Origin of the sequence: Fulvivirga sp. (assembly GCF_040220315.1) — a bacterium.
Taxonomy (GTDB): Bacteria; Bacteroidota; Bacteroidia; order Cytophagales; family Cyclobacteriaceae; genus Fulvivirga.
In genome coordinates this window covers 1-12,117 of sequence record NZ_JAVJUY010000137.1, presented here as the reverse complement: position 1 = coordinate 12,117, position 12,117 = coordinate 1, and the positions used below count along the sequence as shown (strand labels likewise).

Genomic DNA, 12,117 nt, shown 5'->3' with positions numbered 1-12,117 from the left:
AACCCGAAAAAGGGTAGAAGCAGGAGCTTTGCCAAATGCTAATTTACTTGATTTATTAGCTCAAAAGGCAACCAATGAGCTCAATCAGGTCAACAGGGAAAATGATTATAACAATGCACGAATACAGCTGAAGCAGGCACTCCAACTCCCTCCAGAGCAAAGTATTGACATTGCGCTTCCTGAAGCTGAAATTGATATTAATCCTGTGATGGATTTATCAGCCATTGAAATCTATAATATTGCTTTGAGTTCCCAGCCTAATATTAAAGCTGCAGAATTAAATTCTAAAAGTGCCGAATACGGAGTTAAAACCCAGCAAGGTACATTGTACCCAACCTTGAGTTTAAATGCAGGTTTAAGTACTCAATATTCAGATGTAGCTGATGGTCCTAGGTTTGTACCCGATGGAGGAGCGCCAGTAATTATTCAGGAAGAAATAGGTTTTGTGCAGGGTACCGGCACGCCTGTTATCGCTGAACAGGAGATACCTTCTGGGCAGGTCCTACCTGATTATCCTTTTACAGAGCAGTATGAAGATCAACTAAGGAAGTTTTTGAGCTTAAACTTAAGCATTCCAATATTTAATCGTTTTGCAGCGAGAAACAACGTTCAGCGATCTCAGATAACCCAAAGTCGTGCGGATTTAACTGAAAAGGAAACAAAATACCAATTGTGGCAAACAATAGAGCAAGCTTATAATAATGTAATTGCTGCTGCAAAGTCTTATGAATCTTCACAAAAACAAGTAGAAGCAAGAGAAGAGTCTTTTAGAGTTATAAAACAGCGGTACGAAGTAGGTGCCGCAAATTATGTTGATTATCAGATAGCTGAGAACGATCTGTTCCAGGCAAAATCTGATTTATTAAGAGCAAAATTCGATTTTATTTTCAGACAAAAAATACTCGATTTCTATCAAGGAAAACCCTTAGAATTTTAATTATGGCAAAAGCAAAAAAATCAAATAAATGGCTCTACTATTCTATTGGAGGGCTTGTAGTACTCATCATCTTTTTGGTAGTCGCTAAGCAAGCCGGCTGGATAGGTAAGGCCAAGGAAACAGAAGTAGAACTAGCTAAAGCAATGAAAGTATCAATCACCGAAAAGGTGAGCGCTTCTGGTCAGGTGCAACCTGTTGTAGAAGTTAAATTGAGCCCGGAGGTGTCTGGTGAGGTAATTGTTCTAAATGTAGAGGAGGGGGATTCTGTACAAAAAGGCGATGTACTTGCTAAAATTAGACCTGATAATTTTATTGCTGCCGCAGAACAAGCGCGAGCCTCATTAAATCAACAAAAAGCCAATCTTGCGTCTTCCAGAGCTTCATTAGCAAGGGCAGAGGCTACTTATTTGAGAGCCAAGCAAGACTATGAGCGCCAGATGAAGCTATTTGAAGATAAAGTTATTTCTGAGGCTGACTGGCAATTAGCTCAACAAAATTATACGGTATCAGAAAACGATTTAAAATCAGCAAAAGAGTCTGTAGAAGCTTCAAAATTTATAGTTAAAAGTAGTGAAGCACAGTTGGATCAGGCTCAGGAAAACCTAAGAAGGGCTACTGTTAATTCACCTATGACGGGCACCGTTTCTAAGTTGAATGTGGAGAAAGGCGAGACTGTTTTAGGAACACAGCAATTTCAGGGTACCGAGATGATGCGTATTGCTGATTTAAACCAGATGGAAGTGCGAGTGAACGTTAATGAAAATGACATTATCAGGGTTTCTTTAGGTGATACAGCTTTAATTGATGTTGATTCTTATAGTCACCTGGAAAAAGAGTTTAAAGGCTTGGTAACAGCTATTGCAAACACTGCTAACGATAAGGCTTCACCAGATGCTGTCACTGAATTTGAAGTACGAATAAAAATACTTAACTCTTCGTATAAAGATTTGATAAAAAAAGGAAACAAGTATCCATTCAGGCCAGGTATGACAGCAAGTGTGGAAATTATTACAGAACGAAAAGAGAATGTACTTACTGTTCCATTAGCTTCTGTAACAACGAGAAAACCTGGTGAGAGAGTAGGTTTTATGAAAAGAGGAGAGGAAGATGATTCAGAGACAACAGCAGAAACTGAAAAATCAGGTAAAGATGAGGAGGTGAAAGAAGTGGTATTCATAAACAAAGAAGGAAAAGCAACAATGGTTGAAGTAAATACTGGTATTAGTGACTATGAGAACATTGAAATATTAAGCGGTGTAGCAGAAGGAGATGAGGTAGTATCCGGTCCGTTTTTAGTAGTATCTAAGCGTTTGAATGACGGTGATGCCATTAAGAAAAAAGAGGAAAAAAGGGAAATGAAGAAAGAGGAGGAATAGCCTTAATTTGATAAGACCTGACAAGTTTAATTGGCTAAATAAATAAGCATTAAATTAAACTGCTGCACTTGTTCTAGTAAACCTGTCAGGTCTAACTCAATAATTTCATTGCGTTGCTGCCAATCACTAGTTAGTTGATCAACTATTAATTAGACGAAAAAACGAGACTACTTTTTTGACAGCCTCTTTTATTCTATATAACCCAAACCATCGGGCTCACTACGCGTACTAATTCTTCCACAAATCTCGAGTTTGCCTAAGTCAAGCATAGTGAGGATATCTGCATTTGTGTTTGCGATATAAGCAAATTTATCAGAAGGATGAATTAATATCCCAATAGGAATAGGACCTTCTCCAAATGATGAAGACAGCCGGCCTTCATTGTCCTTAACTTCTTGTTCGTTAATGGCAATGGATTTAATTTTAGACTTTGTCTTTGCATCAAAAACCATCACTGTACCAGATTTAGCACAAGATATTAGTGCCAAGCTGCCATTGGTAGTGAACTGAACTCTAATTGGAAAGTCTTCAGTTGTAAGTTCTTCAATAACTTTTAATGTCTTAATGTCAATAATGCTAATTGAATTATCTTCTCTGTTGGTAACCCATACCTCGGTTCCGTTAGGATGAACAGCGATACCTTCTGCTCCGCCACCAGTAATAATGTCTTTCAATTTTTCTCGTTTGACTATGTCAATAACGGTAACAGAGCCTGATCCTATATTGGCAACAAAAGCTAATTGAGATTTGTAATCATACGCCAACATATGGCTGATCCTTTGGGCAGTATTAATCACTTTAACTACCTCACCGGTTAGTTTTACTATGTAAAAGCTTTGTGTGCCTTCGGCTGTGAAAATGAATACTTCATCATTTACAAATTGAATACCATGTGGCTTAATTCCTTCATTAAATTGATGAATATCAATTACTTCTCGTTTTACAATGTCAATAATAGAAATAGAATTGCCTGGGTTTTCGCCTGATCCATAGTTTGTAACGGCAGCATAGTTGCCGCGAGGCGATAGAGCTACTTCGTGAGGGTTTTTTCCTACTCCTACAACGGCAGTCTCCTTTCCTGTTTCAAGTGATATAAATGAAACGTTATGATCGGATTTATTCAATACCAACAATTCACCTTTACCAAAAGGCTGTGCAATGGATTGTAATGAGCAGAAATACAAAAGGTTAAATAGTAAATGTTTCATAACTACTATTTTAAATTTCAACGGGTTATTATTCACACTAGCTTTATTGATTCTCATTTGGTCTCTCTAATGAATAAAATTATCTTCACACGGCAATTAAGTAAAAAGTGAATAAAATACTTGTCATACAAACGGCATTTCTTGGCGATGTGGTTTTGGCCACTGCTTTAGTGGAGAAAATCAAGTCACAACTGCCTGAGGTGGAGCTCCATTTTTTACTGAGGAAAGGAAATGAAGCTGTTCTTAATGGGCATCCTAAAATAGACAGGCTTTGGATATTAGATAAAGGCAAAAAGATCGCAAGCGCCAGAAGTCTTATCGCTGGTTTCAGACAGGAAAAATTTGATTTAATTATCAACTTGCAACGTTTTTTGTCTTCTGGGATAATTACTGTTTTGTCCGGAGCTAAACGTACAATAGGATTTAAGAAGAACCCGGTATCTTTTCTCTTCTCACAGTCTTTTGATCATATAATCGAACCCAACGGCAAAGATCATGAAGTGAAAAGAAACCAAGTGTTGATAGAGTCTTTCACGGATGCTAATCTAATGAGACCAAGATTGTATCCATCAGCTGATGATTATAAATCAGTAGAATCATATCAATCAAATGAATATATTACAGTAGCCCCGGCATCGGTGTGGTTTACCAAGCAGTTTCCTTCACATAAATGGATTGAGTTTCTTAATAAATTGGAGAAAGGATTGCACGTGTATTTAATTGGGGCACCTTCTGATAATGATTTGTGTGAGCAAATAATGAATGCAACTACTAATACTTTGGTTACTAACCTCGCTGGGCAGCTTAAGCCACTAGCCTCTGTAGCGCTCATAGAAAAGGCTAAGATGAATTATGTCAATGATTCTGCACCATTGCATTTCGCGTCATCAGTAAATGCTCCGGTAACAGCCGTATTTTGTTCAACAGTACCGGGTTTTGGGTTTGGACCATTATCGGATTCCACTAAAATTGTGGAAGTGCAAGAGTCACTATCTTGCAGACCTTGTGGATTGCATGGCTATCGAGCGTGCCCGGAAGGTCATTTTAAGTGCGCTGAGCATATTAGTTTTGATCAACTTGCTATGAAATGAAGGTATCAGGAGTAGTAATAACATATAATGAAGAGCAAAATTTAAGGCGCTGCCTGGAATCTTTAGGCAAAGTGGTCGATGAATTATTGGTTGTAGATTCATTTTCTACAGATAGAACCAAAGAAATTGCAGAAGAGCTGGGAGCAAAGTTCATTCAAAACAAGTTCAAGGGCCATATAGAGCAAAAGAACTTTGCAATGTCGGCAGCGTCCTATGAATGGATTTTATCATTGGATGCTGATGAAGAGCTTTCAGAACAACTTATTGATTCTCTAAACAAGATTAAAAATGCCAATATTTCTAATCAGGCATTTAGGATGAATAGGCTTACATCTTATTGCGGGCAATGGATTCATCATTGCGGCTGGTATCCAGATTCAAAAATTAGATTTTGGAATAGAAAGGAAGGTAAGTGGGGCGGAGTCAATCCTCATGATTCAGTTGAAGTGGAAGATGGGGTAAAAATCCAACATCTAAAAGGAGATATTCTACATTATTCATTTCATACTATAAGCCAGCATATTCAGCAGATAGATAAGTTTACCACTATTGCGGCTCAGGAAAGTCATAAGCGAGGCAAGAAAGCCTATTTTTTAACTCATTTGATGATATACCCATTTTGGCTATTTATTAAGAACTATTTTCTAAAGCTTGGTATCTTAGACGGCTATTACGGTTTTATTGTATGCATAAATGGTGCATTTTATAAGTTCCAGAAATATGCCAAACTATTTGTTTTAAACAGCAGTAAATGAAGTTTACCTTTGATAAGGAGTTGGGAGAATGCATCTTATGTGGCTCAAGAGATACAAAGTTTTATACAAAAGATCATAAGGGAATCAGAATTTTCAAATGCAATAATTGCAAAATGAAGTTCATGAATCCGCAGTACACAGATCAGTATCTGAGTGATTTTTATGCAGAGTATCAGAAGAAGGATTTCAAACATCACAGATATGGAGATGAAGAGAATCCTAGATTTGCCAAGCATGCAGATAATATTGAATTGGTAGAAAAGTATATAAAACCAGGAAAATTCTTTTCCATTGGCTCTGGTAATGGATTTGATATGAAAGTGGCCAGAGATAGGGGCTGGGAGGTTGAAGGCTATGAAGTTGATCCTGTTTTTACGAAAGAGTTGGCTGATAAATTTTCAATTCAAATGTATTCCGGGAAATTTGAAGAGATAGATTTACCTGCCAATTCATACGATTGCGTTTACATGAATCATGTGATTGAACACCCGAAAAACCCCGGAGAATATCTCGCCAAGATTAGTAACATATTAAAGACTGGAGGAATCCTATATATGGCTACTCCAAATATAGATTCACTTTCTATTAAGATTAAAAAGACACTTGATTTTCTTGGGCTAAGAAAGAAGAAGGGCAGTTACTACGATGCCTGGCAGCATTTGACCTATTATAACCCACATCGGTTTTCTGAACTGTTAACTACCAAATTTGGGTTTGAAACTTTGCACATGAGTAATGATGTAAAGCAGATTAAAAACGGGAAAGTGCAGAACTCATGGATGGACAAATACTTGTTTAAATCTGGATTTAGAATCGTTTTAAGGAAGAAGTGACACTACGAGTATTACATATTTCAAGCGAAAGAAGTTGGAGGGGCGGTGAACAGCAGATTGCTTACTTGATTGATGAACTTCACAATTTGGGTGTACAAAATGAAGTGTTATGTCAGGCAGGTTCTGAGTTTGAGGAATACTGCAATTCCCATTCAATAAAGTGCCATACAAGTCATTTTTCCGGTGTAAAGGGCTTTTTCAAAGGTGCTAAAGATTTAAAAAAAATATCAAAAGGTTTTGACCTAGTTCATGTACACACTTCCAAAGGACATACGGTGGCTTTTTATTCGCATTTAAGAGGCTGCAAGGCTAAATTTATTGTATCAAGAAGGGTTGACTTCGTGCCAGGCTCCAGTCTCTTAACCAGATGGAAATATACATTTAAAGGCATTAAGAAGATCCTTTGTGTTTCTGATGCGATACGTGATATTATGCTAGAGTATTTGGGTAAAAAGTATGCAGACAAATGCATTACCGTACATAGTGGCGTTGATTTAAAGAAATTTAAGGCTTCGGATGAGCTTGATCTAAGAAAACAGTATAAAATAGATGACTCAACATTTATCATAGGAAACACTTCTGCACTGGCAGATCATAAAGATTACTTTACATTTATCGATACTGCTTATCTAATTATACAAAGCGGTTTTAAATGCAAGTTTTTTATTCTGGGAGATGGTCCACTTGAGGCTGAAATTAAAAAGTATTGCTATAGCCAGGGCATAGGTGATCATGTTAGTTTTACAGGGTTTGTAACAAATCCAATAGAATATCTCAGAAATTTCGATTTGTTCTTAATTACATCTAAAACTGAAGGATTAGGCACTTCAATCATTGATGCTTTTGCTAATGCCATTCCTGTGGTTGCCACTAATGCGGGGGGTATTCCTGAACTAGTCATCAATGAACAAACAGGTCTTCTTTGTGCTGTCAAGGACTCCAACCATCTTTCTGAAGCGGTTTTAAGGCTGGCCTCTGATAACGAGTTAAAGCAACGGTTAATTACTAACGCAAAAGCACATATTAAGAATTTCTCGAAAGAAGAGACAGCCAAAAAGACTTTGAAAGTCTATCAGGAAGTTATTGGTTGAATTCTTTTAATTCCTCAACAATGGCATGTATTGGTAGGCCAACCACATTAAAATAGGATCCTTCAATATTATCAATTCCTACCATCCCAATCCACTCCTGAATGCCATACGCACCGGCTTTATCGAAAGGTTTATAGTTTTTGATGTAATACCATATTTCATCTTCGTCCAAATTTCTGAAGTGCACTAAGGTAGTGCAAGATTTAGTGATTTGTTTCGATTTGTCTTTGATAGTAAAGCCAGTGATTACTTCATGGCTACTGTTATTGAGGAGCGTAAGCATATCGTAAGCCTCATTCTCATCTGCCGGTTTATTAAGAATTGTATTACCTACTTTCACAACTGTATCAGCGGTGATGAGCACGGCATCGTTTATGTCTTCTGAAAAGGCATCGGCTTTTTTTCTAGATAGATAAGCCGCAACATCCTTCGGGTTTAGCTCATCAGGAAAAGACTCGTCCACTTCTTTGGTGAGCACTTCAAATTGGTAACCGGCATCTTTCAGTAATTGCTGCCTTCTGGGTGATTTAGAAGCAAGAATAAAGGGGCGATTGAAATTCATCTTCTTTAATTGAACTGAACAAGAACCCACAAATAACTTTAGGGTAGAAGTAGGTAGATTTTTGAGGCATCGTATAACCGCTATAACACACCTTTTTCACATCTTCCATAGATATGTCATTGGTGATAATGGCCATTTGAACCTCTTCTGTAATAACCTTAGCCAAACAATCGCCAAAGCTTCTATCAAAAATTAACTTATCAGATGCACGTTGATCTTTACCCTCGATACCTAATGCTTTTTCAATAATGAAATAGTGCATTACTGTTAAGTCGAGTTCTTTGATTTCTTGTGGGAAGTTCCACTTTATCTCATTAATCATTTCAGGTTTCAATCGCACTTTGATGGCAAAATCTTTAAATAACAACCCAAATGCCCATGGTTTACCTAGAATGATTTCGTTGATATTGTGGGGGTCATCTACTGGTTTTAAAATAAAGTAAGGCTCGAGTTTCTTTAATAACTCCTGAGGATCAAAGTTTGCAATGTTTTTAATCAGTCGATGTGTTGGGAGAATTCTTAAATCATCGGCCTCAGTATTTGTTAAAAACATGAGATGATAATTAAAGCCCTCTTTTCCAGTGTGGTTCTTATTTTCTGCCATCATCTTTTGGCGATACATCAACGAACCTTCGTATCGATGATGACCATCGGCAAGAATAATCTGTTTTTCCTCGATTAAAGCAACAAATCTCTTTATTATTTCAGCATCATGTATTACACTTAACACATCTCTTACCCCCTGATAATCTTCCGTTTCATAAATTGGGGTTTTCATACTCTCATCCATGTATTGCTCTAACTCAAAAGTCTCATCCGTATAAAGGCCGTGTGTAGGACTCACATTCAGCTGAGTTTTTTCAAGTATTTCTATACGATCGTTCACCGAGCCAGGCATAGTGTTTTCGTGTCTTAAAAGCATTTTTTCATCCCAGTCGTACGCTTTTAAGTTACATATAAAGCCTTTACGGCAATATTCTTTGTGGCTACCGGGTAGCGTGAAGTACTGATAGTAAACGTAGATTCCATAAATCTCGTCTTGCTTAACTACCCCAGAAGTTTTCCATTCTTTTAATAATTTCTTGGCACTTTCAGCAGCATCTGGGCCTTTAGGAACTGATAAATGAATGCTGTTGTACTGATTTTGATATAAACTTTCACGCTGCTTGTCGGATACAACGTCAAAGAGCGGGGAGGTGAGATTATCTATGTTTTTTGATAGCTCATCATTAAATCTCCATGGACGAATAGGTTTTATTTCTGCCATATTAACTTATTTCCAGGCGCGCTGTTTCCATTTACTCACCTTTCTTTCAACCTCCTTATTGTCTTTTTTATCAGACTGTTTATTTAAAATATTGGCAGCTAATACTGCAGCAATTTTATTTTCTTCTTCAGTTGTTTCTTGCTTAAGCTTATCAGGAGAAAAGTATTGATCTACAAATTTTGTGTCAAATTTTCCAGAGGTAAAAGCCTCATGGCTTAGTACATATTTACAGAAATCCAATGTAGTTGCGATGCCACTTATTTCATATTCTTCAATAGCACGCAAGGCTCGTGCAATGGCTTTATCACGTGTATCAGCATAAACTGTAAGTTTGGCAATCATTGGGTCATAATAGATCGGAATATCCATTCCTTCTTCGAACCCATCATCAACTCTAACACCGGGGCCTTCTGGTCTACGGTAAGTAATTAGCCTGCCAATATCAGGAAGAAAATTGTTGGCAGGGTCTTCTGCATAAACTCTTAGCTCAATCGCATGTCCATTAAAGGATAAATCCTCCTGTTTAAATGGCAATTTTTCACCTTCAGCAATTTTAATTTGTTCTTTTACAAGGTCTATCCCAGTAATTTCTTCCGTTACCGGGTGCTCCACTTGCAGCCTTGTATTCATCTCCAGGAAGTAAAAGTTCAGCTTATCGTCAACAATAAACTCTACTGTACCTGCGCCATAGTAATCACAGGCTTTGGCTACTCCAACAGCCGCTTTTCCCATAGCTTCACGCACTTCAGGAGTTAAGCAAGAAGATGGTGCCTCTTCAATAACTTTTTGATGTCTTCTTTGTATGGAACATTCTCTTTCAAATAAGTGAACAATATTTCCGTGCTGATCGCCAAGTATCTGAAACTCAATGTGTTTTGGAGAGGTTACAAACTTTTCTATAAATACAGACCCATCACCAAAAGCAGATTTAGCTTCACTGATGGCACGGTTCATTTGTTCTTCAAAATCCTTCTCGCCTTCAACAATTCTCATACCTTTTCCACCACCACCGGCACTTGCTTTAATAAGTATTGGGTAGCCAATTTCTTTGGCAATTTCTTTTGCTTCATTTATATCATCAATTGCCTTTTCTGTACCTGGTACCAGGGGAACATCATATTTAGCTACGGCTGCTTTGGCTGCCAGCTTAGAACCCATAGTTTCTATTGCTTGAGGCGAAGGGCCAATGAAAATAATATTATTGTCTGTAACAGTTTTTGCAAACGCGGCATTTTCAGATAAGAACCCATAGCCAGGGTGAATGGCATCTACATTTAACCTTTTACAAGTTTCAATGATCTTATTCACATTTAAATAAGACTGGGCCGATGAAGGTGGCCCTATGCAAACGGCCTCGTCAGCATATCTTACATGCAAAGCATTTCGGTCTGCTTCACTGTAGACAGCCACTGTTTTTATGCCCATTTCATGGGCTGTGCGCATTATACGTAATGCTATTTCACCTCTATTTGCTATTAAAATCTTGTTTATTTTAGGCATAAGATCGACTTATTTTTATCACTCACAATGCTAAATAATTAATTGTTAAAATCTAAATCTCATTTTTATATTTCAAATGCCTTCTGTTTTGATAAAACCCATTATTAATGTTAGCTTTGTGTGTTTTTTAGTGAAAGCACAATAAATAATTAAAACGTATATACGAGTGGATTTATTTGAAAAATTGAACGTTGCAGAAGGGGCTTTAGGTAAGTTTTCACATTTACCGAAAGATTATTTTATGTTCCCAAAATTAGAGGGGGAGATTGCTCCAAGAATGAAATTTAATGGTAAAGAGGTGTTGACGTGGAGTTTGAACAACTACCTTGGTTTGGCTAATCATCCTGAAATACGCAAGGCTGATGCTGATGCTGCCGCACAATGGGGTCTTGCTTATCCGATGGGTGCAAGAATGATGTCAGGGAATTCAGTAAATCACATTAAATTAGAAGAGCAACTTGCTGATTTTATCAAAAAGGAATCTGTAATGCTCTTAAATTACGGATACCAGGGGGTTGTTTCTATTATTGATGCAATTGTTGATAGAAAAGATGTAATCGTTTATGATGCTGAATCTCACGCTTGTATCATAGATGGTTTAAGATTGCATATAGGTAAAAGGTTTGTTTACCCGCACAATAACATAGAGAATCTTGAAACTCAACTGAAAAGAGCTAAGAGAATAACGGATGAAACTGGTGGTGGTATTTTGGTTATCACAGAAGGTGTATTCGGAATGTCTGGAAATCAAGGTGATTTAAAAAGCATTGTTGAGTTAAAGAAAAAGTATAATTTCAGATTATTTGTTGACGATGCCCACGGCTTTGGTACATTAGGAGAGACTGGTGCCGGAGCAGGCGAGGCGCAAGGAGTTCAAGACGAGATAGATTTGTACTTCTCAACTTTTGCCAAATCTATGGCAAGTATTGGTGCTTTTGTTGGTGGCGATGAGCGTATCATCACTTACTTAAGATACACTATGCGTTCTCAAATATATGCTAAGTCGTTGCCAATGCCATTAGTAGTTGGAGCAATGAAGCGTTTAGAACTGCTTAGGACTAAGCCAGAATTAAGAGAGCAGCTTTGGACGGTTGTAAATGCCTTGCAATCAGGCTTGAAAAAACATGGTTTTGATATTGGAAGCACTAAATCGTGTGTAACACCGGTGTTATTTCATGGAGGAATAGGTGAAGGCGGTAACATGACTGTTGACTTGAGAGAGAATTATAACATTTTCTGTTCAATGGTGGTGTACCCTGTAGTGCCTAAAGACATTATTATGCTAAGATTGATACCTACGGCTGCCCATACATTGGCGGATGTTGAGGAAACAATTAAAGCTTTTGCCTCTGTGAAGACCAAGTTAGATGAAGGTGTTTATAAGAGAGAGGAGATAATGACAATAACTCGATAAAAAAAATCAAAAAAAAGCGGTTAATTAGTTGAATTAACTACATTTTGAGTATATTGGCATCTCGAAATAATAACAAAAAAATT

The 12,117-nt window shown here is 37.4% G+C and carries 11 protein-coding genes; 7 read left to right on the top strand and 4 right to left on the bottom strand.

Annotated elements, in window-relative coordinates:
* Both RLO81_RS06485 and RLO81_RS06480 read left to right on the top strand, forming a co-directional pair.
* A partial coding sequence (locus RLO81_RS06485) for a TolC family protein (RefSeq protein WP_350108923.1) occupies positions 1 to 937 on the top strand: 937 nt, incomplete at its 5' end.
* Between the two features lie 2 nt (positions 938 to 939).
* The gene (locus RLO81_RS06480) at positions 940 to 2,313 is read left to right on the top strand and encodes an efflux RND transporter periplasmic adaptor subunit (RefSeq protein WP_350108920.1); all 1,374 of its coding nucleotides are present in this window, start codon (positions 940 to 942) and stop codon (positions 2,311 to 2,313) included.
* A gap of 188 nt (positions 2,314 to 2,501) precedes the next feature.
* On the opposite strand, the gene RLO81_RS06475 is transcribed toward RLO81_RS06480, so the two are convergent.
* Positions 2,502 to 3,521 carry a YncE family protein gene (locus RLO81_RS06475; RefSeq protein ID WP_350108917.1) on the bottom strand — a complete coding sequence of 340 codons (1,020 nt, stop codon included), beginning with the start codon at positions 3,519 to 3,521 and terminating at the stop codon, positions 2,502 to 2,504.
* Positions 3,522 to 3,628: 107 nt separating this feature from the next.
* On the opposite strand from RLO81_RS06475, the gene RLO81_RS06470 reads away from it, so the two are divergent.
* The 4 genes from RLO81_RS06470 to RLO81_RS06455 are packed head-to-tail and all read left to right on the top strand — an operon-like array spanning position 3,629 to position 7,291.
* Positions 3,629 to 4,612: a glycosyltransferase family 9 protein gene (locus RLO81_RS06470; RefSeq protein WP_350108914.1), complete on the top strand. Its 984-nt coding sequence runs from the start codon at positions 3,629 to 3,631 to the stop codon at positions 4,610 to 4,612.
* Positions 4,609 to 5,367, top strand: a complete 759-nt coding sequence (locus RLO81_RS06465) for a glycosyltransferase family 2 protein (RefSeq protein ID WP_350108911.1) — start codon at positions 4,609 to 4,611, stop codon at positions 5,365 to 5,367. Before RLO81_RS06470 ends, RLO81_RS06465 begins: the two co-directional genes overlap by 4 nt.
* Entirely contained in the window at positions 5,364 to 6,200 is an 837-nt protein-coding gene (locus RLO81_RS06460) for a class I SAM-dependent methyltransferase (RefSeq protein ID WP_350108908.1), read from the top strand. The genes RLO81_RS06465 and RLO81_RS06460 overlap by 4 nt, the downstream gene beginning before the upstream one ends.
* The gene (locus RLO81_RS06455) at positions 6,197 to 7,291 is read left to right on the top strand and encodes a glycosyltransferase family 4 protein (protein ID WP_350108905.1); all 1,095 of its coding nucleotides are present in this window, start codon (positions 6,197 to 6,199) and stop codon (positions 7,289 to 7,291) included. The genes RLO81_RS06460 and RLO81_RS06455 overlap by 4 nt, the downstream gene beginning before the upstream one ends.
* Here RLO81_RS06455 and RLO81_RS06450 read toward each other — a convergent pair.
* Genes RLO81_RS06450 through accC form a run of 3 tightly spaced genes read right to left on the bottom strand, consistent with a single transcriptional unit; the run spans position 7,281 to position 10,620 of the window.
* On the bottom strand, positions 7,281 to 7,853 hold the full coding sequence (locus RLO81_RS06450; RefSeq protein ID WP_350108902.1) for a Maf family nucleotide pyrophosphatase: 573 nt from the start codon (positions 7,851 to 7,853) through the stop codon (positions 7,281 to 7,283). The two genes, RLO81_RS06455 and RLO81_RS06450, sit on opposite strands and share 11 nt — an antisense overlap.
* Entirely contained in the window at positions 7,819 to 9,120 is a 1,302-nt protein-coding gene (locus RLO81_RS06445; RefSeq protein ID WP_350108899.1) for a DUF1015 domain-containing protein, read from the bottom strand. Before RLO81_RS06445 ends, RLO81_RS06450 begins: the two co-directional genes overlap by 35 nt.
* 6 nt (positions 9,121 to 9,126) lie before the next feature.
* The gene (gene accC / locus RLO81_RS06440) at positions 9,127 to 10,620 is read right to left on the bottom strand and encodes an acetyl-CoA carboxylase biotin carboxylase subunit (protein WP_350108896.1); all 1,494 of its coding nucleotides are present in this window, start codon (positions 10,618 to 10,620) and stop codon (positions 9,127 to 9,129) included.
* A 166-nt stretch (positions 10,621 to 10,786) separates the two neighbouring features.
* Here accC and RLO81_RS06435 point away from each other — a divergent pair, with 166 nt between their 5' ends.
* Positions 10,787 to 12,034, top strand: coding sequence for an aminotransferase class I/II-fold pyridoxal phosphate-dependent enzyme (locus RLO81_RS06435; RefSeq protein WP_350108893.1), 1,248 nt, complete (start codon positions 10,787 to 10,789; stop codon positions 12,032 to 12,034).
* The last annotated feature ends 83 nt before the right edge of the window (positions 12,035 to 12,117 follow it).

What these genes read in the sequence shown, in the direction of transcription:
- RLO81_RS06480 (WP_350108920.1), top strand. Translation starts at nt 940, where the DNA reads ATGGCAAAAGCAAAAAAATCAAATAAATGGCTCTACTATTCTATTGGA.
- RLO81_RS06475 (WP_350108917.1), bottom strand. Translation starts at nt 3,521, where the DNA reads ATGAAACATTTACTATTTAACCTTTTGTATTTCTGCTCATTACAATCC.
- RLO81_RS06465 (WP_350108911.1), top strand. Translation starts at nt 4,609, where the DNA reads ATGAAGGTATCAGGAGTAGTAATAACATATAATGAAGAGCAAAATTTA.
- RLO81_RS06460 (WP_350108908.1), top strand. Translation starts at nt 5,364, where the DNA reads ATGAAGTTTACCTTTGATAAGGAGTTGGGAGAATGCATCTTATGTGGC.
- RLO81_RS06450 (WP_350108902.1), bottom strand. Translation starts at nt 7,853, where the DNA reads ATGAATTTCAATCGCCCCTTTATTCTTGCTTCTAAATCACCCAGAAGG.
- RLO81_RS06445 (WP_350108899.1), bottom strand. Translation starts at nt 9,120, where the DNA reads ATGGCAGAAATAAAACCTATTCGTCCATGGAGATTTAATGATGAGCTA.
- accC (WP_350108896.1), bottom strand. Translation starts at nt 10,620, where the DNA reads ATGCCTAAAATAAACAAGATTTTAATAGCAAATAGAGGTGAAATAGCA.